This window comes from Lysinibacillus sp. PWR01 (genome assembly GCF_043359455.1).
GTDB lineage: Bacteria > Bacillota > Bacilli > Bacillales_A > Planococcaceae > Lysinibacillus > Lysinibacillus fusiformis_F.
This window is the reverse complement of sequence record NZ_JBHERJ010000042.1, coordinates 19,742-45,345: the sequence shown is the minus strand read 5'-3', so window position 1 is coordinate 45,345 and position 25,604 is coordinate 19,742. Positions and strand designations below refer to the sequence as shown.

The 25,604-nt window shown below is 39.2% G+C and carries 21 protein-coding genes; 5 read left to right on the top strand and 16 right to left on the bottom strand.

Going from position 1 to position 25,604, the window contains the following annotated elements:
* Positions 1–587: 587 nt before the first annotated feature.
* A complete protein-coding gene (locus ACEVFT_RS06590; RefSeq protein WP_393948865.1) occupies positions 588–1,973 on the top strand; it encodes a DHA2 family efflux MFS transporter permease subunit in 1,386 nt (461 codons plus the stop codon).
* 221 nt (positions 1,974–2,194) lie between these two features.
* A complete protein-coding gene (locus tag ACEVFT_RS06585; protein ID WP_393948863.1) occupies positions 2,195–2,812 on the top strand; it encodes an HAD-IA family hydrolase in 618 nt (205 codons plus the stop codon).
* Between the two features lie 46 nt (positions 2,813–2,858).
* Here ACEVFT_RS06585 and ACEVFT_RS06580 read toward each other — a convergent pair whose 3' ends face one another.
* The 3 genes from ACEVFT_RS06580 to ACEVFT_RS06570 form a co-directional block, all read right to left on the bottom strand.
* A complete protein-coding gene (locus ACEVFT_RS06580; RefSeq protein ID WP_393948862.1) occupies positions 2,859–3,683 on the bottom strand; it encodes a methyl-accepting chemotaxis protein in 825 nt (274 codons plus the stop codon).
* Between the two features lie 99 nt (positions 3,684–3,782).
* The gene (locus ACEVFT_RS06575; RefSeq protein WP_393948860.1) at positions 3,783–4,763 is read right to left on the bottom strand and encodes a VanW family protein; all 981 of its coding nucleotides are present in this window, start codon (positions 4,761–4,763) and stop codon (positions 3,783–3,785) included.
* A gap of 165 nt (positions 4,764–4,928) precedes the next feature.
* Positions 4,929–5,657, bottom strand: coding sequence for a TPM domain-containing protein (locus ACEVFT_RS06570; protein ID WP_393948858.1), 729 nt, complete (start codon positions 5,655–5,657; stop codon positions 4,929–4,931).
* Positions 5,658–5,847: 190 nt separating this feature from the next.
* Here ACEVFT_RS06570 and ACEVFT_RS06565 point away from each other — a divergent pair, with 190 nt between their 5' ends.
* Positions 5,848–8,343: a winged helix-turn-helix domain-containing protein gene (locus tag ACEVFT_RS06565; protein WP_393948856.1), complete on the top strand. Its 2,496-nt coding sequence runs from the start codon at positions 5,848–5,850 to the stop codon at positions 8,341–8,343.
* Positions 8,344–8,417: 74 nt separating this feature from the next.
* Here ACEVFT_RS06565 and ACEVFT_RS06560 read toward each other — a convergent pair whose 3' ends face one another.
* The 4 genes from ACEVFT_RS06560 to ACEVFT_RS06545 all read right to left on the bottom strand — a co-directional run bounded on the left by ACEVFT_RS06560 (position 8,418) and on the right by ACEVFT_RS06545 (position 11,032).
* A complete protein-coding gene (locus tag ACEVFT_RS06560) occupies positions 8,418–8,705 on the bottom strand; it encodes an S-layer homology domain-containing protein (protein WP_393948853.1) in 288 nt (95 codons plus the stop codon).
* 24 nt (positions 8,706–8,729) lie between these two features.
* Positions 8,730–9,023 (bottom strand): hypothetical protein, encoded by a 294-nt coding sequence (locus ACEVFT_RS06555; protein ID WP_393948851.1) that lies wholly within the window; start codon positions 9,021–9,023, stop codon positions 8,730–8,732.
* A gap of 539 nt (positions 9,024–9,562) precedes the next feature.
* Entirely contained in the window at positions 9,563–10,171 is a 609-nt protein-coding gene (gene safA, locus ACEVFT_RS06550; RefSeq protein WP_393948850.1) for a SafA/ExsA family spore coat assembly protein, read from the bottom strand.
* Positions 10,172–10,402: 231 nt separating this feature from the next.
* Complete coding sequence (locus ACEVFT_RS06545) at positions 10,403–11,032, bottom strand: transmembrane-type terpene cyclase (protein WP_393948849.1); 630 nt, start codon at positions 11,030–11,032, stop codon at positions 10,403–10,405.
* Positions 11,033–11,180: 148 nt separating this feature from the next.
* Between ACEVFT_RS06545 and pgeF the strand changes: the two genes are divergently transcribed.
* Complete coding sequence (gene pgeF / locus ACEVFT_RS06540) at positions 11,181–11,945, top strand: peptidoglycan editing factor PgeF (protein WP_393948847.1); 765 nt, start codon at positions 11,181–11,183, stop codon at positions 11,943–11,945.
* 37 nt (positions 11,946–11,982) lie between these two features.
* Here pgeF and ACEVFT_RS06535 read toward each other — a convergent pair whose 3' ends face one another.
* The 4 genes from ACEVFT_RS06535 to ACEVFT_RS06520 form a co-directional block, all read right to left on the bottom strand.
* Entirely contained in the window at positions 11,983–13,095 is a 1,113-nt protein-coding gene (locus ACEVFT_RS06535; RefSeq protein WP_393948845.1) for a Ger(x)C family spore germination protein, read from the bottom strand.
* On the bottom strand, positions 13,092–14,174 hold the full coding sequence (locus tag ACEVFT_RS06530; RefSeq protein ID WP_393948843.1) for a GerAB/ArcD/ProY family transporter: 1,083 nt from the start codon (positions 14,172–14,174) through the stop codon (positions 13,092–13,094). The genes ACEVFT_RS06535 and ACEVFT_RS06530 overlap by 4 nt, the downstream gene beginning before the upstream one ends.
* A gap of 22 nt (positions 14,175–14,196) precedes the next feature.
* On the bottom strand, positions 14,197–15,591 hold the full coding sequence (locus tag ACEVFT_RS06525; RefSeq protein ID WP_393948841.1) for a spore germination protein: 1,395 nt from the start codon (positions 15,589–15,591) through the stop codon (positions 14,197–14,199).
* A gap of 153 nt (positions 15,592–15,744) precedes the next feature.
* Complete coding sequence (locus ACEVFT_RS06520; protein ID WP_393948839.1) at positions 15,745–17,118, bottom strand: amino acid permease; 1,374 nt, start codon at positions 17,116–17,118, stop codon at positions 15,745–15,747.
* A gap of 260 nt (positions 17,119–17,378) precedes the next feature.
* Here ACEVFT_RS06520 and bcaP point away from each other — a divergent pair, with 260 nt between their 5' ends.
* On the top strand, positions 17,379–18,770 hold the full coding sequence (gene bcaP / locus ACEVFT_RS06515; RefSeq protein ID WP_393948837.1) for a branched-chain amino acid transporter BcaP: 1,392 nt from the start codon (positions 17,379–17,381) through the stop codon (positions 18,768–18,770).
* 423 nt (positions 18,771–19,193) lie between these two features.
* On the opposite strand, the gene ACEVFT_RS06510 is transcribed toward bcaP, so the two are convergent.
* The 5 genes from ACEVFT_RS06510 to hydA all read right to left on the bottom strand — a co-directional run bounded on the left by ACEVFT_RS06510 (position 19,194) and on the right by hydA (position 25,574).
* Positions 19,194–19,403: a hypothetical protein gene (locus tag ACEVFT_RS06510; RefSeq protein WP_016995612.1), complete on the bottom strand. Its 210-nt coding sequence runs from the start codon at positions 19,401–19,403 to the stop codon at positions 19,194–19,196.
* A 45-nt stretch (positions 19,404–19,448) separates the two neighbouring features.
* Positions 19,449–20,963 carry an NCS1 family transporter gene (locus ACEVFT_RS06505; protein ID WP_393948834.1) on the bottom strand — a complete coding sequence of 505 codons (1,515 nt, stop codon included), beginning with the start codon at positions 20,961–20,963 and terminating at the stop codon, positions 19,449–19,451.
* Positions 20,964–21,087: 124 nt separating this feature from the next.
* Positions 21,088–22,350, bottom strand: a complete 1,263-nt coding sequence (gene preA / locus ACEVFT_RS06500) for an NAD-dependent dihydropyrimidine dehydrogenase subunit PreA (RefSeq protein ID WP_393948832.1) — start codon at positions 22,348–22,350, stop codon at positions 21,088–21,090.
* A gap of 352 nt (positions 22,351–22,702) precedes the next feature.
* A complete protein-coding gene (locus ACEVFT_RS06495; protein ID WP_342443049.1) occupies positions 22,703–24,070 on the bottom strand; it encodes an NAD(P)-dependent oxidoreductase in 1,368 nt (455 codons plus the stop codon).
* 100 nt (positions 24,071–24,170) lie between these two features.
* Positions 24,171–25,574 (bottom strand): dihydropyrimidinase, encoded by a 1,404-nt coding sequence (gene hydA / locus ACEVFT_RS06490; RefSeq protein ID WP_342443048.1) that lies wholly within the window; start codon positions 25,572–25,574, stop codon positions 24,171–24,173.
* Positions 25,575–25,604: the final 30 nt, after the last annotated feature.

The window sequence follows — 25,604 nt, the reverse complement described above, 5'->3', positions numbered from 1 at the left end:
AGCCTCTAAACGGAGCGGTAGCGGAGGAAGCGGCTTGGCGCTTGCCTACAGGAAAGCAAGTAGCCTGCAATGGAAATCCATTTCTACCTTTCAATTGACTGTTTTGTTTTTCAACACTAAGTAGAGGCTGGGACAGAACTCGATTATATTGAAAAACAATAAAAATTGATATTAGCTTTTTCACTTTAAGAAGTTAAATATGCCTTCTTAAATCAAAAAAATGTTAGACCAATTATATCTTGGTCTAACATTTTTTCTTTTTGTCCCAGCCTCTAGACATTTCTCCTCGTACCTCTCAAAAAATGAATGCTATGTCAAAAAAGTTTGTCCAAATTGTGAAATCGTATAGTAGAGGCTAAAAGTAATGCTTACATTTGAGAATTTTTTTTTGCTATAGTAAAAAACAGAAGAGTTAGTATCGCGGAGGTGTACTAGCTAATAGGAAACACGATCGCTGATAATCCACATCACGATAACTTTATCATGCAGAAGAATGAAATAAGACTAGAATTCTATCTATAAATTTCTGAATATTCCGAGTTTTGATCTTCTATGGTAGTCAAACATTTTTTGAAGGAGTTTTTACAGTGAATAAGGAAATAAAAACAGGTCCGATCATGGTGGCTCTCTTAGTAGCCGGCTTTGTAGGACTGTTTAGTGAGACCGCATTAAATATTGCACTAGGAGAGCTAAGCCAGCTCTTCGATGTGGACGCTACAACCATCCAATGGCTGGCAACAGGCTATTTTCTCACATTAGGCATTTTAGTACCTGTGACAGGCATTTTAATGCAAAAGTTTACTACTCGCCAAATGTTTATGGCGTCTTTACTCTTTTCGATAATCGGTACCATACTTGCCGCTGTCGCACCGGTCTTTGCTGTCTTACTTTTAGCACGTATTATTCAAGCTGCTGGCCTAGCGATTATATTATCATTAACGCAAAATGTGATTTTCACGATTTTCCCAGCCAATAAACGTGGTGGTGCTATGGGCGTTATGGGTCTCGTCATTTTGGCAGGACCCGCTTTCGGCCCTACATTGGCAGGGATGATTTTAGATACGCTATCCTGGCACTGGATATTCTGGGTTACCATCCCCTTTCTGTTATTCTCAATCATTTTTGGTTTTATCTTTATTCCCAATGTGAATGAAACAAAGCAGCTTGCTATTGATGTCTGGTCTATCATCTTATCTACCATTGGCTTTGGTGGCATTGTCTATGGTGTCAGTGCTGGCGGAGATTTAGGCTGGACAAGCATTACCGTTCTTAGCGTCATTTTGCTCGGTATTATCGCCTTATGTTTATTCGTATTGCGACAATTGAAAATGGAACAGCCAATGTTAAATTTGACAGCATTTCAGTATCCCATGTTCGTGTTAGGTCTTCTCATGAATATGATTACCTTCTTCAATATGCTGTCTATGCTAGTGGTGCTCCCTATGTATATGCAAATGGCCCTTTTCGTATCGGCCTTTGTGACAGGTTTAATATTGCTTCCTGGTAGTCTATTAAACTGTCTATTAGCACCTACAATCGGCAAGTTCTTCGATAAATATGGACCTCGTGCAGTCATTACCCCCGGCACGATACTTGTTGTGGTCGGCTATGGACTTTATGCTCTATCTGGTACCGAAACAGCTACTTGGGCATTAGTCATAACACATATCATCATGATGCTTGGCGTTGGGATGGTATTAGCCTCTGTCCAAACGAATACGCTGAATGCCTTACCAAGACGATACTTTCCAGATGGTATTGCGATTACACAAACCTCTCAACAAGTGTCTGGTGCAATTGGTATTGCTGTGATGGTGTCGTTGTTCTCAGCAAAACAACAGCAGCTCCTAAGTGACATGACAACTAATACGCAAGAAGCGGCGGCTTCAGGTTCAGCATTTGTCTTTACTATCAGCCTTGTCTTGGCAATTATTAATGTCGTTCTCTCGTTTTTCTTGAAAAAAACACAATAATTTCTTGATAAAAATGAGGTGTCTCAATGGGCTTTGGAGACACCTCATTTTGTTGTAGCATTTCCGTTGCAATCGCCGCATTATCTGATAATATTTACCATAAGATGTTTACGTACGCTCAAAATGGTTGCTGTTTCACGATGCATTAAATCGCCCATTCCATGTAACATTTTTTAGCATAAGACGTCAATACAACGAGATGAAAAAGGAGAAAGTTTGCAATGAAGCATATTATCTTTGATTTTGATGGGACACTGGCAGATTCAACTGCTGTGTTTGCATCAGCATGGAATACATTAGCCCAAAAATATAAATTTAAAGGCATTGAATTGAAGGAAATTGATGCATTAAAAAAATTATCAATTTCAGAACGCAGTAAATTATTTGACTTTCCGATGTATAAATTGCCCATGATTTTACCGCAATTTTATAAATTGTATCGTCAATCATTAAATGATGTTCATCTTTTTGAAGGAGTGAAAGAAGTTTTGATAGAAATTGATAAAAGAGGCTATAAAATCCTGATTATTTCCTCTAATTCTAAGGAGAATATTTTAGAATTCCTTAAAATGAACGGTATTCATTGTGTAGCTGATGTTCTTTGCTCCAACCGCATTTTTGGTAAGGACAAAGTAATGAAAAAGTTTTTAAAGGAAGCAAATGTCGAGTCATCTGACGTGATATACATTGGAGATGAGCAAAGGGATATTGTTGCGTGTAAGAAAGCAGGTGTACCCATTATTTGGGTGGAATGGGGCTATGATGCCAAAGAGGTCGTACAAAACGAGGAACCTGAATACAGTGTCACTACACCACAGGAAATTTTAGAGATTATTTAATCATGAAGAAGGATAATAGCACTTGTCTATTATCCTTTTTATATAGTTATCCTTTGATGTCACTAATCTGCATGAGCTTTTCTGCTGTACTATTAACCCCTTTATAGGCATCTGTTAATTCGTACATACTCGCAGCAAATTGCTGTGTAAACGCAGCAATCTGATTGGCTGATGCATTGACTTGATCGATGGATTGTTTAATGTTTTCTAGTTGCACAGTTATGCTATCGGCACTTTCTGTACTACTCTGGGACATTTTTTGTATTTCAGAAGCGACCACAGCAAAGCCACGCCCATGCTCACCTGAACGTGCCGCTTCTATCGATGCATTTAGACCAAGAATTCTCGATTTCATAGCTAAATCTTTTACTAAATGGACAATCACATTAATTTGTTGAATATCGCCTGTCATCGATTCTGAGAAATTAGATAGCTCTTCCAATCGATTGGATACATCCTTACTGGCAGTGGCTAACCCTTCATTTGTGGCCGTCATTTCTTCAACAGCACTTGAAAGCTCAGTTGCCAATAGGCGCATACTATCCATTTTTTCATTCGAAATAATGGCACTTAATACGCCAATAACACGTCCTCCTTCAAAAATAGGCTGGGCAGAGGCGATATAGGCCATACCAAATCCTTCAGCGCTACGTTCTTCTTTTATAAATCTTCCCGAGCTTAACGCTATTTCTGTTGCTGTTCCACGATATTTATGTACTGGATCACCAACCCCAACTTTTAAGTCAACCTTTTTCCCTGGTTTGTAGGCAAGCACTCTTTCCGTATCTGCCACGATGACACAAGCATCCTCTGGGTAAGTTACTTGGTATAAATCAATCGAATCGATAGCTGCTTGTAGTTTAGGATGCATTGTTTTTCCTCCCCTAAAAGTTTTCTAATCTGTATCAATTTAACTATATCATGCCATCCAAAAAAAGACACCAACGTCCAGAGGTGTCTTATCACGACATTATGAGTTCTTCAATAATTCTACATATTTTTCTGCCGTTCGAATTTCAATTGTTAGAGAATTCTCTCCATAGCTTGCCTTAATTAAAAATGGTACGTCATTTGCGTTTTGAAACCTAAAATCTAACGTATCATAAGAAACCGTAGCATCTCTACCTTTTGGAACATACCCTACATCTAAGGAATGATGATGGCGCTCCACATATTTGATTGGAATTTGATCTACTGCGTTAAAGAGAGTTGAAGATGTTTGACAGATTCCACCGCCAATACCCATGACTACCTTCTTATTAATAATTTCAGGTGCAGGCTGATAGCCATTTGCTTCGTCTCTCGGTCCCACAATTGTATTAAAAGAAAAATAATCGCCACTGCCTAAGATCACATTATTAATGGCTCTTGCAGAAAGCTCTATATTTTTATTTCTTCCTAAATCAGCACGATTGAAATACGTCGTATAGGATGCAACAACTACTTCCTCTAATAAAGGAAGATCCTCAAAATAATAGCCACTTTCTGTTATATAGAGTGGCATTTCTACCTGACCACCAGTCGCTGAAGCTTTTATAATTCGCTCCACTAGTTCACTTTCCTTTAAAATGATTTGCGGCTTCCCCTTGATGACTTGCCCATTTTCATCCAGTCGATCAAGCAGCATACGCTGATCAAAGCCATCTGAAGTATCTGTTCCTCTCGCCCATTCCCTTGCTAATTGTTCTATGTGCTTTTGATAGGCTTGTGGGTCTGTATCGAAGCCAAATTCCTTTGGAGATATCGTTGTAATTACCTTATTCGTAGTTGGATCAACAACCTTTACAATAGGCTCAATCAATTGCTCTTGTTCATATGTAACAGGTTGCTGTACTTCTTCGCGTTGTTGAATTTCTTGTTCTAGCTTGCTATCATTGACCGCTTCTTTATCACATCCTACTAGACCTAGCATCCAGATTATGCCGCTTGTAGCTAACCACTTCTTTTTCAACCATAAACACCACCTCTATCTTCATACTACAGAGACATCTTATTCGTCTATTGCTCATAGTGTGTTGTTTTTTGGTTATTTTTATTTGTTAAGACAGCAAAAACACGCTACAATTGCACGACATTGTAGCGTGTTTTTTTCTTACAGATGGTGAGGCAACTAACGCTACCATCCTCTATCAGCCCCGCCGCCACCTCCAGAATCATTGTCATTATTATGCCAATAGCTTGTAGAATCCTCAGAACGAGATTTAGCACCTTTTGATTGATCACCCTTCATAAACAATCCCATAATAAAAAGGATAAGGAAGAATGCTGTAGTAAGTCCAATAGCAGCAAACAGTAAAAATGCCAGCCAGTCAGTCAAGCCCCATTCTGCAAAATTCCAACTTTTTGACTGTGATAGATGCCCTTCTTTCACAGTTTGAATTAATACCTCAAACGTATTGAATATAGCTTGATTAGGCTCTTCTTCTTGTAACGCTGGAATAGTGTAGTCATCAAGAATCTGCCCTGCTAGTTCATCGTAAATAATGCCTGCTAAATCATCACCAACTTCAATACGTGTCTTTCGATCCTCCATTGCTAATACGAATAAAACACCTTCGCCCCCTACACCATATTGTCGGAAAGCCTCTTTCGCAAATTCTGCAATGGTTTGCTCACCTGTTGTTTGTATCGTTAATAGAACAATTTTTGCAGATGTTTCCTCCTCCAATTCCTTAGCCATCTGTATTAATTGCGCTTTCTCCTCTTTTGTGAGTAATTCCATAAAATCTTGCACATATATATCACCGACAGGAGCTGGAACAGTTGTTGCATAAGTACCTTTTTGACTAAACAAGAACATCGTCATGCAAATCAAGAACATAAAAATAACCTTTTTATTCATCATTGATCACTCCCTCCTATGATGCTCATTTTCTATGTATAGCTACGTCATATTTCTAAAATACACTAGGAGAAACTTATTGACTACTAGTAAAAAGCAATGATAGGTCTATTAACATACGAAAAAAAAGCGATAGTTTAGTAAAATAAAAATTATATTGTAAAATTTTTCTTAAATTAAGGAGAGGGATATGATGCCTTACACATTATTATCTTCTAAAATCACGATACCACATCATTCAGCTACGCTAATAGAACGAACGCAATTACTCGATTTATTCGATCAACATAAACATGTTAAGGTAACCCTTTTACGTGCACCAGCAGGGTATGGGAAGACAAGTATACTTAGCAGTTGGCTTCAATATAAAGGAAAGGCAATCGCATGGGTTTCACTGGATACAGCCGATAATGACCCTATTCGCTACTGGACATATGTTTTACATGCTATTGCCAAGGCTTATCAAAATCAAATAGATCAAGTGCTAGCACCTCTTTTAAATACACAGGACTTTGCAACACTTGAGTTTTTCATCCATTCTTTAATCGAAGAAATCAACACAACCGAACAGCCTATTTATATTGTACTAGATGATTATCATCTGATTAACAACCCTAGCATTCATCAACTGATGACTCAATTCATAGAGTATCTGCCACATCATGCTCATATTTATGTATTGACTCGTTCAGTTCCTCCCCTTCCCATAGCTAAATGGCGTGTTAAACAATGGGCACACGAATTTCATTCTGAACATTTACGGTTTACGCTTCAAGAGACGAGGCGATTTTTTTCTGCCAAACATTCAGTCTCTTTAACGCATCAGCAATTACAAAATATAGTAGACAAAACTGAGGGTTGGGTTGCTGGCATATTGTTAATGAGCTTGGTCAATGAACAGGAAGTAGAGTCATTGCAACCTACTGCACAACCCTTTATTTCTGAGTTTCTATGGGAGGAAATTATTCATAGCCTTCCATCTCAAACTCAAGAGTTTCTCCTGCGCACCTCCCTATTACGAGAGCTAACTCCAGCTATTTGTAATCAATTGACCAAGCAGACAAATAGTCGTGAGTTATTGGAAAATTTTGAAGCTAAAGGGCTATTTACACTTCGTCTACAAGCTGACAAGCCCATTTTTCGTTACCACCATTTATTAGCTGAAGCTTTACAAATGGAATTAAGTAGACAATTTACCACACAAGAAATCCATGACCTTGTGTTTGACACAGCTCAATTCCTACATGACCAAGGTGACTATGTCTCGGCGATAGAACTAGTCCTACAACATGAACATTATGAGCAGGCAGCATCATGGATCACTGAGCATCTTGTTCAACTCTATTTAACAGGACAAACCGCTACGTTTATGCGTTGGTTACAGCAGCTTCGTCTTGCACAGTACAATGCTACCTATGAAATGCTTGTCATAGGATTCCTGACAGCAGTCTCAGCAATGGAAGTGGAAACAGCCACCTCACTTATGCAAGAACTAGAGATGCGTCAATTAGCAGAACAGTGGATGGAGCAGGAAGAACATGCCGCGATGATTTATATATACGAAAGTGCGAAAGCATTTGCACTTGTGGCTTCAGGTGGAGATTTACAGGTAGTAGCGGACATTATGCGCAAGCAGCTTGCAAAGGGGCCTATTTCTTCGCGTTGGGATCATGTCCCTATTCCTTATAACAGTTTTGAATATAAACTTTTACGCACTAGTATTGGATCAAAAGGACAACTTCAACTATTAGAAGATGGCGCTTTAATCAGTGAGCTTTTTAGAGAAACATCTTTACAAACAGCGAATGTCACAGCATTTAGCTATGGGGTTGCTGCTGAATCCTTATATGAGCGCAACTTACTAGAATGGGCTCAAAGGGAACTAGAAGTTGCTATCAAGCTAGGCCATCAATTGAAAGATCCTGGATTATTTATTCCGATGTATCTATTAAAGGCAAAAATTTATGTCGAGCAAAATCAAATAAGTTCCGCTCTAGCCATGCTAGGACAGCTATATGAGGATATAACGGAAAAACATTGGCGAACACCTATCCAAATTATGCAAGCCTATTGTTATCTTCGCAATGGTGATAGCCAGCAGGCGGATGTCATCTTACAGGCTACTAAAACCAAACAACCGTTTTGGCAATTGGTACATGCCCGCCTCTCCTTAGCAAAAGCACTACCAAATGACGCCCTTACAACGGTCATTCAGGTGAAAACAAAAGCACAGCAGGAAGGACAAATTGCTACAATAATTGAAGCAACTGTGCTTGAAGCTATTTGTCATCACAAGCTAGGTAACCAAGCCATTGCCTTAGACATATTACACGAAGCGTTCGAGCTTGCAGTTAAATTCTATTATGTTCGAACATTTTTAGATGAAAAAGACTTATTACCATTGATAGATAGTTATTTGGAACAACTTGATCAAAAATGGGATACCATTCCCACTAAATACTTTAGCTATCTACGGGAAGGCGCCATTGTCAACACAACGCCACTGGCAATACTGACACAACGGGAACAGGAAATGTATGATTTATTAGCAGAGGGTATTACCAATCGTGAAATAGCTAATGAGCTGCATTTATCAGAAGGTACTATTCGTGTTTATTTATCCACGATTTATAGTAAGCTAGGCGTGAACTCCCGTGCTAAAGCCATTGCACTTAAAAATCAGCAGTAGTTCTACGCTTAAACTTTAGACAAAAGGCATCGAGTTTATCACATCGATGCCTTTTGCCGTTCATGAAATTAACCTTAGGCAATTAAATCAGATTTCTTTAATAATTGCTGGAGCATGGTAATCACTTCTGCACGTGTCACGTTTGCCTTCGCTGCAATAGTCGCATGACCTTGGCCCGTGACAATACTTGCTATGATACATGCTGCTACATCATCTCGTGTCCATCTAGCTACACTTCTATCATCCGTAAATTGTAGAAGTGTTACATTGGTATTTTGAATTGGTAACTGTTCCTTCAGTCCTGTTAACGTCATCGCCTTGGAAATAATCGCCTTCGCCTGTTCGCGTGTCAGCAGCTCCATCGGTTGGAAGCAATCATCTTCAAATCAAGTAATTAATTGGTATTGCTGTGCCGTTCTAACTGCGTCACTATACCAATCCGAAGTTTTCACATCTACGAAATCTACTGCTCCCTGTTGTGGCTTTAAGCCCAATCCACTCTTTACTTGAACATTGCCATAGATGGCTCTCACAGTAAAATCAATTGGCGGAACAATCAGCACGCTCCATTTCATTGTACCTGGCAAAAAAACATGACAATACTGACGAATGTTAATGACTGAACTATTAACATTTAAAATCGTTATCGTCTTTAAGCAAGGTTTGTACTTGTAAAGCAAGGGGAATACTCACGAAGCTGCTGCAAATACCCGCGGTGCTACACCCGATACTCGCGAAGCTACACTAAATACCCGCGAAGCTACACCTAATACCCGCGAAGCTTCACCCAATACCCGCGGTGCTACACCCAATACCCGCGAAGCTTCACCCGATACCCGCGAAGCTTCACCCGATACCCGCGATGCTACAACCAATACTCGCGATGCTACACCCAATACCCGCGAAGCTTCACCCAATACCCGCGAAGCTTCACCCGATACTCGCGAAGCTACACCCGATACTCGCGAAGCTACACCCGATACTCGCGAAGCTTCACCCGATACTCGCGAAGCTACACCCGATACTCGCGAAGCTACACCCGATACTCGCGAAGCTTCACCCGATACTCGCGAAGCTACACCCAATACCCGCGAAGCTACACCCAATACCCGCAGCGTTTACTTAAAAAAGAGCATCAACTAGCTATCTAATTAGCCAGTAGATGCTCTATCATTTTCAACTCTTGTAAGAAAGCTTCAGTACAAAATAATGCGATTCTTTATTTTTGAATAAACATTTGTGTCCAGTAGTTACCGTCCTGTACATACCCTACACCAATATGTGTATAGCTTTTATTGAGGATGTTGGCACGGTGTCCTTCACTGTTCATCCAGGCCGTTACAACTTCCTGTGCGGAGCGTTGACCCTTTGCAATATTTTCACCAGCAGATTTATACGTAATACCGAAGTTTTTCATCATTGTAAAAGGTGTACCATACGTTGGACTTGTGTGGTCAAAGTAATTTTTATCGTGCATATCTTGCGACTTATATTTAGCTACTCTAGCTAGCTCCCAATCTTCTTGTAATGCTGAAAGACCTGCTTTTACGCGTTCTGCATTGACAAGTTTAACAACCTCTTGTTCAACCGTTTCCTGTTCTTTTACAGGGATGTTAATTTTTTGCCCTGGGGAAATTTGATTTGGATTGGCAAGTTGTGGGTTGGCATCAATTAATTCTTGTACACCCGTTTCTGTTTTTAATGCTATTTTCCATAGCGTGTCTCCAGATGCCACTGTATAAGATTCGGCTGCCATTGCCGCAACGGGTACTAATAATGAAGTTGCTATTACTGAAGCGAGTGCTGCTTTTTTTATTTTTTTAAACATGTTAATCATCCTTCCTATTTGCTCTACCATTATCGTAAATAGTTTCAGAGCCATAATCATCACAAAATATTTGGAAGGATTTTTACATTTGTATGACAAGCACGCAATATGAATGGTCGAAGCCCTTTATCACGCTATTCTTTGTCATTCGGCTTGTCATCAAGTTGCAATCTATTTGTAATTGGCATACATTACCAATAGATTTGGTGTTCAAAATTTGCACAATATATCCTATTTTGCTAATTGCTTACGCTGCAATCGATAAATTAAAAGAATATAGAGCCAATCATAAAAGAGTGTTGCTACAGAAATAATGGTAATCAATGGCGTGCGGAAGTAGAGATAAAAGCCAACTGCAGCAAATAATGTACCCACCATCTTACACACTGCAATCCCCATTGATTGGCCAGCTAAACTCCCTCTTTTCAATAATAAAGCAATAAATAACCCTGACATCATAAGATTTTGGAAGAATGCTACGTACTTTCCTTCGAAATCTTGAAACTCATAGACTATGCCTAAAATGATCAGCATGCTGAAAATTAACGAGATCAAAAAGGAGAAATACAATAGCTTTTTTGATAGCAGCTTTCGATATTCATTTGGAGCATAGCGTAAAAATTGCATTAAAATAAAGACATCCAATACGAACCAAATCAGCGTAATATAGCGTTGGAGGTCATTTTGTGGGTAGAAAAAGGCAAAAATAAATTCCCATGAAATATTGGCACAAATAGCTGCCATAGGCATACCATAGGTTTTATCTTGCCATCCTTTATAAATAATAAGTATATATGTAAATATCCAAAAAAGTCCCATGCCTACTTGGCAAATTAATAATATGTCTTGTTCACTCAACATTCACTCTCTCCCCCTCTCTAGCATTCCTTCTACTATATGTGAGGAAATCGATTCGATATGTCTAAAAGTTTGATAGACGGGTAAAAGAGTAGCTACGGCAACCTATACATTCCATAAGCAATCCTATATAGTAAAACGAGGTGATTAAATGAAAATAAAAATGTATGTAGATAATGAGCAATTGATTGCTGGGACTACCTTAAAAGATGAGATGGAAGTAGAGCACAATAATATGGCTTTGCATAGTTGCCAAGATGTTCAAGCTATAATTGACAATCGTCAGCATTTAGCCGCGACTTTGAACTGTGACTTACAAAATTTTATTTGTACAGAGCAAACACACAGTGCAAACTTCCATAAAGTCACATTAGCCGATCAAGGACGTGGGGCAGCGCAAATGGATACAGCGGTGAAGAATACCGATGCGCTTTATACAGTAGAGCCTAACTTACTATTATGTAGCTTTACGGCAGATTGCGTTCCAGTTATTTTTTATAATGCTGTGAATGGACTCGTCGGTGTTATTCATTCAGGATGGCAAGGAACCGTTAAAGAAATAACACCCAAACTGTTTCAGCATCTGATGAAGGAAGAACAATGTCGACCAGAGGATTTTCATGTTCAAATTGGTATGGCGCTGAGTCAGCAAAAATTTGAGGTAGATGCGGATGTTTATGAAAAGTTTCACAGCCTCGGCTATGCCGAAGAATTTATGTATTACAATGCAGAAACGAAAAAATATCATATTGATAATCAACAAACGGTCAAAAAACAATGTGAGCTTGCGGGTATTCCTCCTGAACAAATTCAAATTGATGAAACCTGTACATTCCTTAGCCCAGATGGCTTTTCTTACCGTCAAGACAAACAAGCAGGGAGACATTTAAGCTTTATTATGCGAAAAGCACATTAACAAAACAGGCCAATTCTTGACGAGTTGGCCTGTGCTATTATTTTAATGTACCTGTACTAATAATGGACGTTTCTACACGGACGTTTACGTCTAATTTCCCAATGAGCTCTCTTGTTTTTTTCGTCGTCCATTTTCCATGATGGTACATTCTGAATTCCTCACTTAAGCCAGCGGGGTCTACCTCTGTTTTATTTAATCGCTCTAAAAAACCACCAATATCCTGTTCAAGCTGTTTATTCACATCTTTTTCTAAATCACTAATACTTTCAACCGTGAATAATTGATACTCTCTTTCTCCCTTATATTCGCTTAATGTACCCTTAATTTTTAAGAAAATCGTTAATTTGGGTGATTCCATATTTTTATTACTCTCTTTTTTCACACTGCTCTCGATTAAATCGATCATTACCTTTTCTTCTCCGTGTCCCGCGTTTAAATCCAGATGCAGAGGCGCAAGGTTCTTCCGTCCACTTAATGCTTGGATAACAAGTGCTTCCTCAGGTTTAATTAATTCATGCATATGATTCCCTTTAAATATGGCAACGCCTTTTATCTCTAATTTTTCCCCTCGTTTTTCAACATAAGGTAAGACTGTATCAATTACTGGATTGGTAATCGAATACATAAAATCATGAATATTAGTATTTGGATTAAAAGCAGTATTAATACTAGGCTCTAATAGATTATTCAAATAGAAATTAATACTTGGCTTATCAGGATAATCCCCTTTTAAAATCGCTTCCGCATTATCCTTCACCACGGCTATCAATACTTTATTACCTACTTCTGCATTACGATATAAGTGCTGAATGATTTTTCGAACATTCCCTTTCCGTGCAAAATCTTCGTTTACTAAGACAACTCGCAATTGATTGAAGACTATTTTCTTATCGGATTGCTTTTCGATTTCCACGATGCCGCTTGACACTAAGTCTGTTGTAATAGAAAACGTTTGTGTGTCTTTTTCTGCGTCTGGAGAATATTGAGGAATTGCTACTGTGAGTCTCATCTGGTTTTCATCGATATAATCAAAGGCCATCGAATCTACCATCCCAACATCCTCTAGAGGAACTTTTATTTCTTTTTTAGAACAACCTACCAGTAAAACTAAAATCAAAAAAGAAATGATGCATAGCTGTTTATGTTTCATACCTGCACCTGCTTTTTTCGAATTATATATATCAGAATTAAAAACACGGGCCAAATCACCAGCAAATAGCCCATATAGTTACTTGCCATAAATAATTTTTCTTGAAATTCACGCGAAAAAGGCATTTTTATAATAATAAAAATGATGAAGGCGATGATATATAGCTGATAATTTTGTTTTTTCTTTTTAAGTAAGGTATCCACACCCCTTTTTGCACACCAAACATAGGCTGTGACCGAGGATAGTATAAGAAGAACCCAAAGTGTAATGCCAATGATATCGATTCGCTCAATAAAGGTAAATTCTCCAGCTTTAAACAAGTTTAATACTGAAAACTCTACATTTTTCAATTGCCACTCTGAATAATACATGACGCTAATAGCTGTTGTAATAAAGCATAAAAAAATACTAATCCAAATGCCTATTAAGGAATGACGGAAGGCCTTTTTTTGATCGATGATATAAGGAAAATAAAATAAGATCAATTCGTAACCAAGTATAGAAAAATAACCTTGCTTTAACGCTTCATAAAATTCATTCGGCGTGAAATTAAATAGAGGCAAAAAATGACTAGGATCACCTTTTTCAATCGCCCAGCGTGTAAAATAGATGACGCCAATCGTGATAAAAAATGTCATCATACAAAATCGTGCAATTGATTTTATGCCTCCACTTACGATGTAAATAAGCAACAGTAAAAAGCAAAGTACAGGCAAGGTAATTGTTTGTTCCTGTAAAGCTGTGCTTTGAATTAAGTGCATATAATTACTAATAATTCCTGCACTAAAGACAATAAATTGAATAATGATGAGTATATTTATAAACTTTCCGAGCCATTTTCCCAATAGTATTTCATTCATCCGAAATAAATCATCATTGGGAAATTGAGAGCAAAGCCATACCATGGCAAATAGCGTCAGGCTGGCAATCACGCCAAAGAGAAGCGGCATAAATGTTTGTGTATAGCCCATAGAACTTAGTTTTTGAGGTAGTGAAAGGATACCGGTACCAATCATAATACTTTGTGCTAAGAAAATGACATGATAGCGATTTAACACCTTTCCATTTGTTGTATTCAAAGTTGACCACCTCATTCTGGTTCTATTTTTTCTGTGCCTTGGAAATCCCTGATTTGTTCTTTAAATATTTAGTTGGAAATCTGATGACACTATCTAATAAATCGGTTGGCTTTCTTGGAATGGCAGGTGTCATATAATGTGTGCCTAAAGATTTTAGACTTAATAAATGGTGAATTAACCATGCAAATGCGAGCATCTGTCCAAACAAGCCAAATAATCCTGCCGATAAAATAAAAATATAACGGATAAATCGGCTAGTATTACTCATTAAAAAAATCGGCGGTAAGAAGGAAAGTAGAGCTGAGGTTGCGACTAATACAATGAGTATATTACTGAGTAAACCAGCTTCTACAGCGGCCGTCCCAATCACAATACCTCCTACGATACCAATTGTTTGTCCGACTTTGGCAGGCATTCGGGAGCCCGCTTCTCGCAAGACTTCAATAATAAGCTCGATAAATAACACTTCAATCAGCGGTGGAAATGGCACTTTACTTCTGGATTCCTGAAGATTTAATAATAATTCATAGGGCAAAATTTCTGGATGGAAGGTTAAGGCTGATATATACATAGGTGTAATTATGATCGTTAAGAAAAAACCAAAAAAGCGCAGCATCCTTAATAAAGATGCCGTTGTCCAACGGTTGTAATAATCTTCAATCGACACGAACATTTCAAAAAAAGAAGTGGGACAGACAATCGCTAATTGACTATTATCCATAAAAACGACAATTCTACCATCCAGAAGATAACGGCAAATACTATCTGGACGGACTGTCATATAATATTGAGGAAACGGCGATAATGGATTATCCTCAATTAATTGCTTCAACACGGATATATCTGTAAATAACGGATATTCTACCTGGTCGATACGGTTTCTTAGATCATCTAAATTTTCATGACTCACTATATTATCCATATACATAATCGATATTTTAATATTAGCTTCGGACCCAACAATTCGGTTTTCATTTTTTAGCATGGAGCTTTGAATACGTCTTCTCACTAACGAAATATTCGTTTCTAGTGATTCAGTAAATGCATCCTGTGGACCAATTACAGTTGACTCTGTTTCCGTATCCGTAATAGCCCTTGTAGGTGCACTATATGTATCGATGCTTAAAAGTGCATTGGTTTCGTGAAAGAAAAGAAGGGTTTGCCCAGCATTCAATTTTTTAACGACACCCTGTACATCCTTTGGGTCCACATATTGAGCCATTTGATGAATTTGTTTCAAATTATTGGCCAGTGGAATCGTCACCATGGTTTGTAATGTCATTTTTTCGATGAGTGAGGAGAAATAAATGACCGTCACATCTCCTTCTTCTGTAGCGATCATTTTCAGTTTCACATCATCGACTTCGTTAATTTCCTGCTTTAATTTAGCGACAATTTGTTCGGGTATCTCGTTCATTTTCGCTCCACCCCTTTCATTCCGATGAATACCAGTCCATATCATTCATTTTTTAGTAGTTTGGCTTTTTTTCGTTTATTTATGTAAAAATTGTGCTAGCAAAAATAGCCATACAAAAAGGATGCATCCCAGTTAGAGATACATCCTTTTATGCTATTCTATAGAATCTTTGCTGTATCGGTTTTTACCAATACCAAATACGTAGTAGCTCATTGTTACGAGAGCTAAGAAAATAATGCCAACAATTAATGATATGCGTGTATCATCATTGAACGACATGCCAACTAGCACCATGATTAAAAAGATAATCGTTACATAGTTTGTAATGGGTGCAAAAGGCATTTTGAAAGGATGCTTCGCCAGTTGCGCTCCCTTTTCTTTTCTAAAACGAATTTGACTAATTAAAATGATAAACCATGGAATCATCCCTGGTAAAACACTTGCACTATACACATAAACAAATAAATTTTTAGGGGCAATATAGCTTAGGATAACACCAATGACTAACCCAACTAACACGCCCGCTGTTCCAAATAACGGTACGCCATTACTAGAAAGCTTGGCGAAAAATTTTGGTGCTTGTCCATTCATAGCAAGTGTATATAACATACGTCCAGCACTATAAATCCCACTGTTACAGCCTGACATTGCTGCTGTGATGACAACAAAATTAATAATACCTGCGGCCGCTGTAATACCTACCTTCGCAAATGTCGCCACGAAAGGACTACCAATTGTCCCTAGCTCATCCCATGGATACACCGTAACAATGACAAAGATTGCACCGATATAGAAAATTAAAATACGCCAAATAATGCTTTGGATGGCATTGGTAATCGTTTGTTGAGGATTTTTTGCTTCCCCTGCTGTAATCCCAATGAGCTCTACCCCTTGATAAGCAGCAACGACTAAGGATAGGGCAAAGAAGAAGCCTGTCCAGCCACCCGTAAAGAAGCCACCGTGACTCCACAGATTAGATAAGCCAATTGCTATACCATCGTTGCCAAAGCCAAAGAAGATCAATCCAATTCCTGCAATAATCATTAAAATAATCGTCACGATTTTAATCATCGCAAACCAAAATTCAAATTCACCAAATGATTTGACAGAGATGAAGTTTGCCACACCTAAAATCACCATCGCAATAAGACCAGGTATCCACGCTGGTAATTCTGGATACCAATACTGCATATACGTTCCCACTGCTATAATTTCAGACATCCCAACAATAACCCATTGGAACCAGTTACTCCACGCTGTTAAATAACCCGCTAAAGGGTGAATATATTTATAGCCAAACGTGGCAAAAGAGCCTGTACTTGGCTCTGAATAAAGCATCTCACCCATTGCCCTCATAATGAAAAAAATAAAAATACCTGCTATCCCATAGGCAAGGAGTACAGAAGGTCCCGTCCATTGAATAGCACTTGCTGAGCCCATAAATAGCCCTACACCAATCGTACCGCCAAGTGCAATCATTTGAATATGACGTGCTTCTAATCCTCGTTGTAATTCCTTATTGGCCACTCCATAACGCCTCTTTTCCTGATGTAATTTCTAGGTTGAACATCCTTTAAAAATCATAAACAATTATTCTAAAAAAGACAAATGTATTTTTAGGAAAAACAAAAAATAATGATAATTTGATAGTTTCAACAAATACCACTCTTTCGTTTCAAAAAATTCTTAAAATTCACTAAATTCAACTTTATTTCACAAAAGTAATTGACCTAATTATCAAAAAAGTATAATATCTTTATATATTTTTAAGAAAATGAGGAATTTTTGTGCGTAAAACAGTATTTAGAAGAAAGAAAATAGAGGATTTATTGCAAAATAAAGGGACTATTCAACTAAAGAAAACATTAGGAGCTTTCGATCTTATCCTATTAGGCATCGGTGCTATTGTGGGCACAGGTATTTTCATCTTGCCAGGTACTGTTGCGGCAACCCATGCAGGACCAGGGATCGTTTTTTCCTTTATTATCGCAGCAATCGTATGTGCTTTCGCGGGGATGTGCTATTCTGAATTCGCCTCTAGCGTGCCCGTCACAGGGAGTGCCTATACGTATGGTTATATTGTTTTTGGTGAGCTCATCGCCTGGCTAGTAGGATGGGCGTTGCTCTTGGAATATGGTCTCGCTGTTGCCGCTGTTGCTACAGGTTGGTCATCTTATTTAAACGCATTGCTTGCTGGCTTTCATATTGTTCTACCACCAGCTATATCAGGGGCATTTAACCCTGCAGCAGGAACATATATCAACTTACCAGCGATTTTGATTATTATTGTGACAGCTTTTTTATTAACGTTAGGTATTAAGGAGTCCACAAGATTTAATTCTGTGATGGTTTTTATAAAGATTGCTGTGATTCTATTATTTATTGGGGTAGGCGTATTTTACGTAAAGCCTATCAATTGGGAGCCCTTCCTGCCATTTGGTATTAGCGGTGTCTTTAGCGGTGCGGCACTCGTATTTTTTGCTTATCTAGGATTTGATGCTGTGTCATCAGCTGCGGAGGAGGTAAAAAATCCACAGCGTAATATGCCGATTGGTATTATCGGTTCATTACTTATTTGTACGGTACTTTATGTTGCTGTATCACTCGTGTTAACAGGTATCGTTCCCTATCAAGAATTAAATGTTAGTGATCCTGTTAGCTATGTGATGCAGCTTGTCCATCAAGATTGGATTGCGGGGATTATCTCTCTTGGTGCAGTAGTAGGAATGATGACTGTTATTTTAGTTATGTCTTATGGAGGAACACGTTTACTCTATGCATTAGGACGTGATGGTCTACTTCCAAAAAGTATGGCTGAACTGAGCCCTAAGTTTAAAACGCCCGTAAAAAATACATGGATATTTGCTCTATTAGTTGCCTTCTGTGCTGGCTTTGTGCCTCTTTCAAAGCTTGCCGAATTAGTGAATATGGGGACATTAGTGGCATTTACCATCGTTTCAATCGGTGTTGTTTATTTGCGTAAAAATAAAAATATTCCGGCCGGTGGCTTTAAAGTACCATTTTTCCCGATATTGCCGATTTTGTCATTCTTCATGTGCCTATTTTTGATTTCACAGCTATCTGTCCACACATGGATTGCCTGTGGCATTTGGTTTATCATTGGTGTGATTATTTATGCGGTATATGGACAAAAGCATAGTGTGATGAATAATCACTAAAGAAAAGATGTCCTGTGTGCAAGCACCAAGCTATTCCACTAACTTTTTTTGCAAAGGTGTTCCCTGCTCATTTTATGGAGGGGTGTTGTCATTCATCACTTCTCCACATTGAAAATAAGAGCTTATCCCCTCTATAATTCAGATATTGGGCTATTTGATTGCTACCGCTAGTATGAAAGATAAGGAAAAGACATTTTGCAGGATGGTTGATTGGAGTGGAGCCAGCGTCACTCCTTGGGGAATTAGCGGCTCATCAGACGCCCCCTGGAAAGGACGCCGGCGGAACGGAAATCAACCCCTCGCCTTGCCAAAAAGTCTTTTTCTGCTATAGACATGATCTTTTTCATCCAATCCCTCCCTTTAATACAAGGAAAATAAAAAAACTCTATTCCCATTTTAACGAAAGGAATAGAGTTTACGTCTTTATTGTAGTAATGTTTGTTCTTGTAATTTGGCAGAGAAGTATTTACGTGCATCTGCTGTTAGAATTTGTAGCAATGTCACTTCTTCCTGACGAGCAAATTCAACAAACATTCCACTTAAATTTTCGTAGACATATTTGATTTTAAAGCCACTATCTAAATAATGATCTACTTTTTGGATTTCCTCTGTGCTTTGTTGGAATTCAGACATGCCATCACCTCACCTTCTTTTGAAAATGTCTTGATGTTGTCTCTCTTACTCGGCACCCTTCATTTCGAACAGAGGATCTTGTTGCTCCACCAGTTCATCTTCATCTGGAGCCGCCGTTGGAGCTGCTGGTTGCCCAAATAGTTCATCTAAATTATGTCCAACCGTAATGCCTAAATATTTGGCATCACTTGGATCATCTAGCTCAGCTTGTGGATACTTTTTAAACCACCAATACTTCGCTAATATATAATATACAATCGCTCCTACAGCGAACCCTACTAAAGAGGAATAAGTTGAAAATATATTCGCAACTACTCCGCCGATTACCCAGGCGATTAACCCTGCCATATTAAAGCCCTTATAATATTTAAATTGCCCGTCTAATTCATAAAGCTCTTTTACATGTACTCGCCGCTTACGAATGAGGTAATAATCAGCAAATAAAATTCCTACAATCGCTGTTAAAATACCACCAATGATTAATAGGACATTGACCATCACATCAAATAGGCTCCAAGGCTGAGCAAGAATACCGATAATTCCTGCAATGACAACCCCTACCCAGAATGGAACTTTTGGTCCTCCAATATTAGAGAAAATAGTAGCTGCTGGCACGACATTAGCAGAGGTATTTGTCGACCATTGTGCTAACACAATCATCAACAATAAAATTCCTAGAATAAAGCCACTTGCACTTTGCTGTAAGGCATTGATTGGATCAGCCGATGCCACAGCCATATAACAAACTGCTCCAATTGTAACAATGAACGTATTCGTAATGGGCATGACAATTAATGAGCCCACAAGCTGTGTTTTATTGCGCTTGAACCAATTACGCTCATATTTAGGTGCTTTAAAGAATCGAGACAAGGACGGCATATCAGCTGCTAGTGTTGACCAAAAGCCCATATTTGCCATGACCACTACCATAAAGGCTGTAAAAGCAGCAAAGCCTGTTGTTGGGGTTTCCACCCACGTCCAAATATTTTTTCCCTGAGATGTTGCATTATCTGCCAATGTGTAATACATCCAACAAGAAATTAAAATAATGACAGGGGCTGCTAAATCAGCAAAGCGCTCAATGGATTTAATGCCCAGTGAAGTATTAAAGAGTTGAAGTGCTGCAAACACAAGGAAACAAATAAACCAATTATCAAAGCCAAACAATAAATTTAAAATACCGTTTATCGCTAATGCACCAAAATACGTATTCAGACCAAACCAACAGGCAGCTGTAACGCCGCGTACAAGGGAAGGTATATGCGTACCAAATGTGCCAAATGGTGCTCGCATGTAAACCGGGAAAGATAGCCCATGCTCTATCCCGATATCACCAATTAACGTCATAAAAACACCGATTAAACAAGAACCTACCAATGTTGCTACTATGACCATTGGTAAGGATAAGTTCATGATGGCTGAACCACCAATGGCAAAAGCCGCTAATACAATCGCCATTCCTATCCAAATCACTGCAAAACCAAATGTTCCAATATTTCTTTGTTGATGTGTCACTGGAAGTAAATCTGGGGATTTTAAATAATTCCCTTCACGTTCCATAATGTTTCTCTCCTTTTTTTCTAATTTCCGTGACAACCTACTTGAAGTGCCTTCCCTCACTAAAAATGCTGAAGGAAGGTGGAATTTCGATTTTAATCTTTATTCAAAATTGAACAACGGTCCTTTATTTTGATAGACTGCTAAGAAGTGATTGGCGTTCATTCCATGTCATTGGCGGAATTGTGGATGTACGTTCTACCATTGAAATGGCCCCATCGACAGGGCAAACAATCGAGCATAAATTACAGCCTACACAGTCTTCCTCACGAACCTTTAACATTGGGCGACCATCCTCCGTATAAAGGTCAATACATTGATGGGATGTATCCTCACAAGCGATATGGCATTTATTACAATTAATACAAACATCATTATTAATTTCTGCGACAATTTTATAATTTAAATCTAAATCGCCCCAGTTTGAATACCTTTGCACAGAACGACCGACTAAATCCATGACTGAAGCTAGGCCTTTATCATCTAAGTAGTTATTGAGCCCATCAATCATATCCTCCACAATACTAAAGCCATGATGCATCGCTGCTGTACATACCTGTACACCTGTTGCACCCATTAAAATAAATTCCGCAGCATCTTGCCAATTGGAGATGCCCCCAATGCCCGAAATCGGTACATTGACTAATGGATTACGGGCACACTCCGCGACCATATTCAGTGCAATTGGTTTAACTGCTGGGCCACAATAGCCTCCATGAGCTCCTTTGCCTGCCACATGTGGTACTGTATTCCAAGAATCTAAATCAACACCCGCTAAACTGTTAATCGTATTGATCATACTTACCGCATCTGCTCCACCTCGTGTTGCCGCTTCTGCCGTCACGGTAATATCCGTAATGTTTGGCGTCAGTTTAACAATGACAGGTGTACGCGCCGCTTCCTTTACCCAGTACGTTTGCTTTTCCACCAATTCAGGGACTTGACCAGAGGCAGAACCCATGCCTCGTTCTGCCATCCCATGTGGACAACCAAAGTTAAGCTCAAGACCATCAACCCCCACATCTTCTACACGTTTCACAATTTCATGCCATTTTTCTTGTTTTGGTTCCACCATTAACGAGGCAATAATTGCGTGATTAGGAAATTTCTTTTTCGTCTCATAAATTTCTTGTAAATTGACTTCTAGTGGTCGGTCCGTAATTAATTCAATATTATTAAAGCCCGCCACACGTTGACCATTATAGCTAACAGCTGCAAAACGGGAAGACACATTTAAAATCGGTTCCCCTAACGTTTTCCATACTGCGCCACCCCAGCCTGCTTCAAATGCACGCTGTACTTGATAGCCTGAATTCGTTGGTGGAGCAGATGCTAGCCAAAATGGATTCGGCGATTTGATGCCCGCTAAATTAATGCGTAAGTCTGCCATGTAAGTTCCCCCTCTATCCCTTACTAACAATCTTTTGTGTACTGAAAGCATAGCGTCAGGTACAGGCTGTAAGACCAACACTTCAAAATGTAAGATAATATAAAATCATTCAGATGGGGTATTAACAGCCTGTAAAAACCCGATTGGTGAAACTAACAATCAGTAGAGGATGAAAAGCCTCCACTGATTGAAGGTTCACTTTATCCCGTATTAACAGGCTGTAAGACCAACACTTCAAAATGTAAGATAATATAAAATCATTCAGATGGGATATTAACAGCCTGTAAAAACCCGATTGGTGAAACTAACAATCAGTGGAGGATGAAGAGCCTCCACTAATTGAAGGTTCACTTTATGCAATCTCACTTGGTTTTCTTAAACGTTCATGAATCTTGTATGCTGCATCTTTGCCTTGTTGTACAGCGGTCACTACCATCGCTTCGCCCTGTCCATTGCCAAAGACAACATCTCCACATGCAAATACCTTGTCATTGGACGTTTGCATTGTTGTCTCATCAATATCGACGACACCATTCGTATGAGCTAAACCAAAGGCTTCAATTAACGATACGAAACGAGTTTGCCCGATGGCTTTAATAACAGCATCCACTTCAATGATAAAATTGGAGCCCTTTACTTCTTCTGGGCGTTGTCGACCATCAGGACCCGCTTCACCAAGCTTCATTTTCACACATTCAATTCCTGTCACCTTTCCTGCTTCATTGCCGATAATTTTCTTTGGTGCCGTTAGCCATTTAAATTCCACGCCATCCTGCTTGGCAAATTCATACTCAAATTTGTATGCCGTCATTTCTTTTTGTGTTCTGCGATAAAGAATTTGTACATTGTCTGCTCCTAAGCGTACCGCACTTGTAGCACCGTCAATAGCCGTATTTCCAGCACCGATTACAGCTACTCGTTTCCCTACAATATCATTTGTAAGCGGTCCCATTTTTGTTTTTCGAATAAACTCAATGGCATCATGTACCCCTTCTAAATCTTCCCCATCAATGCCCAGATTCGGGACAGCACCCATGCCGACAGCTAAAATAACACTGTCATAGTGCGCCAAAATTTCAGCAGCAGAAATATCCACACCTACAGCTGTGTTCGTTTGTATGTCCACACCAAGCTGTTCAATCTGCTCTACTTCCCAATCTACGACATCATTTGGCAATCGGAACGCTACAATTCCATAGCTTCCTAAGCCCCCAGCCTTCGCTTCAGCCTCATAGATCGTTACTTGGTAGCCTAAGCGACTGAGTTCACGCGCTGCCGACAAACCAGCAGGACCTGCCCCAACAATGGCTACTTTCTGACCATTATATGACCCTGGTTTAAATAGCTGAGCATTGGTTTCCATTGCCCAATCCGTTGCATAGCGTTGTAACTCACCAATTTTAATTGGCTTTGTTGAAGAATTTAAGACACACGCCCCTTCACACAGTTCTTCCGTTGGACAAACTCTTGCACAGCTTGCACCAATTGGGTTTGCTTCTAATATAGTCGTAGCTGAACCCTTCATATTACCGGATGCAATTTTTTTTATGAAATTTGGGATTTGAATACTTGTTGGACATGCTTTAATACATGGTGCGTCATAGCAATATAGACAACGATTGGCTTCCTCAATAGCCTCATTCTTTGTCATCTTGCCTTTTAATTCCACAAAATTACGTCTAAGCTGCATGGTCATCGCATTCTCTTGAATCGGAACCATTTCCACATCCCCCTCATGTGTTCATTTTTTCCGTACTCTAATTACTAGACCGATTGCTTTGCTCTCCAGTCAAAACAATCGGTCCTATCCCTGTAGGAAGCTAAATATTAAGTGCTTCCGCAGCTACTGTTTTTAATGGACGTTTAATGTATCGCCCACTGCCAAGTACGCCTACAAATTCTTTATTTTTAATGACATATTCCCCACGTACGAGTACACTAACAGGCTCACCTGTTACCTCCCAGCCCTCATATGGGTTATAGTCCACATTCATATGATGTGTTTTAGCCGAAATTTGGCGCTGTGCCTCTGGGTCAAAAATGACGATATCCGCATCTGAACCAATTGCAATTGTTCCTTTTTGCGGGAATAAGCCAAATATTTTTGCGGCACTAGTAGAGATCATATCAACAAATTCATTGATGGAAATTCTACCTTTAGCCACGCCCTCTGAATATAAAATACTGAAGCGGTCTTCAATAAATGGCCCGCCATTTGGAATTTTCGAGAAGTCATTTAAGCCTAGCTGCTTTTTACCCTTAAAGCTAAACGAGCATTGGTCTGAGCCAATCGTCTGTAGCTGTTTTGCCTTTAAGGCATGCCATAAATGTTCTTGATGATATTTAGGACGAAGTGGAGGTGACCAAACATATTTGGCTCCTTCAAAGCCTGGCTGTGCTAATGCTGATTGATCGAGTGTTAAATATGGTGGACAAGTTTCACCATAGACATCATAGCCCTTTTCACGGGCAGCAATAATTTCATCTACCGCTTCTTTACATGTCACATGCACCACATAGAGCTTCGCACCAGCTATATGCGCTAATTCGATGGCACGCTTTGTTGCCTCGCCCTCCAATTCTGCTGGACGAGTTAGTGCATGATAGATCGGTTCCTTATGTCCTGCACGTCTTGCTTCCTCTACTAGCTCATCAATAACAGAGCCATTTTCACAATGGACCATCACTATCGCACCAAGATCCTTGGCGATTTTAAAGGCTTTAAATAGTGTACGATCTGTCGCTTGGAATTCTTTTGCATAAGCCATGAAGACCTTGACAGAAGTAATGCCCTCTTGCTCCAATAGTTGTGGTAATTCAGCTTCGGTTTCAGGTGTTAAATCACCAATCATTAAGTGGAAGCCATAGTCAATAGCTGACTTTCCTTTTGCCTTGTCATGCCATTTTTCTACCGCTGTCGATAATTTTTCTTCCCCTGCTGTTAAACAAAAATCTAAAATAGTCGTTGTCCCACCAAAAGCCGCTGCAATGGTGCCTGATTTCCAATCATCATCTGTCACCGTATTATTGAATGGCATGTCTAAATGCGTATGGGGATCAATGCCACCAGGTAATACGTACTTGCCTGTAGCATCAATAATTTCAGCGCCAGCATCCGTTAAATTTCGGCCAATTTGAACAATTTTACCGTTATCAATTAAAATATCTGCCTCAAATACATCAGCAGCCGTTGCTACTCGTCCACCTTTAATGATTTTTTTCATTATGCCTCTCACCCTTCATCGCAAAATTAG

Excerpts from the sequence above, each read along its gene's own strand:
- ACEVFT_RS06585 (WP_393948863.1), top strand. The coding sequence starts at position 2,195 with ATGAAGCATATTATCTTTGATTTTGATGGGACACTGGCAGATTCAACT.
- ACEVFT_RS06580 (WP_393948862.1), bottom strand. The coding sequence starts at position 3,683 with ATGCATCCTAAACTACAAGCAGCTATCGATTCGATTGATTTATACCAA.
- ACEVFT_RS06570 (WP_393948858.1), bottom strand. The coding sequence starts at position 5,657 with ATGATGAATAAAAAGGTTATTTTTATGTTCTTGATTTGCATGACGATG.
- ACEVFT_RS06565 (WP_393948856.1), top strand. The coding sequence starts at position 5,848 with ATGCCTTACACATTATTATCTTCTAAAATCACGATACCACATCATTCA.
- ACEVFT_RS06560 (WP_393948853.1), bottom strand. The coding sequence starts at position 8,705 with ATGGAGCTGCTGACACGCGAACAGGCGAAGGCGATTATTTCCAAGGCG.
- safA (WP_393948850.1), bottom strand. The coding sequence starts at position 10,171 with ATGTTTAAAAAAATAAAAAAAGCAGCACTCGCTTCAGTAATAGCAACT.
- ACEVFT_RS06545 (WP_393948849.1), bottom strand. The coding sequence starts at position 11,032 with ATGTTGAGTGAACAAGACATATTATTAATTTGCCAAGTAGGCATGGGA.
- pgeF (WP_393948847.1), top strand. The coding sequence starts at position 11,181 with ATGAAAATAAAAATGTATGTAGATAATGAGCAATTGATTGCTGGGACT.
- ACEVFT_RS06535 (WP_393948845.1), bottom strand. The coding sequence starts at position 13,095 with ATGAAACATAAACAGCTATGCATCATTTCTTTTTTGATTTTAGTTTTA.
- ACEVFT_RS06525 (WP_393948841.1), bottom strand. The coding sequence starts at position 15,591 with ATGAACGAGATACCCGAACAAATTGTCGCTAAATTAAAGCAGGAAATT.
- ACEVFT_RS06510 (WP_016995612.1), bottom strand. The coding sequence starts at position 19,403 with ATGTCTGAATTCCAACAAAGCACAGAGGAAATCCAAAAAGTAGATCAT.
- ACEVFT_RS06505 (WP_393948834.1), bottom strand. The coding sequence starts at position 20,963 with ATGGAACGTGAAGGGAATTATTTAAAATCCCCAGATTTACTTCCAGTG.
- preA (WP_393948832.1), bottom strand. The coding sequence starts at position 22,350 with ATGGCAGACTTACGCATTAATTTAGCGGGCATCAAATCGCCGAATCCA.
- ACEVFT_RS06495 (WP_342443049.1), bottom strand. The coding sequence starts at position 24,070 with ATGGTTCCGATTCAAGAGAATGCGATGACCATGCAGCTTAGACGTAAT.
- hydA (WP_342443048.1), bottom strand. The coding sequence starts at position 25,574 with ATGAAAAAAATCATTAAAGGTGGACGAGTAGCAACGGCTGCTGATGTA.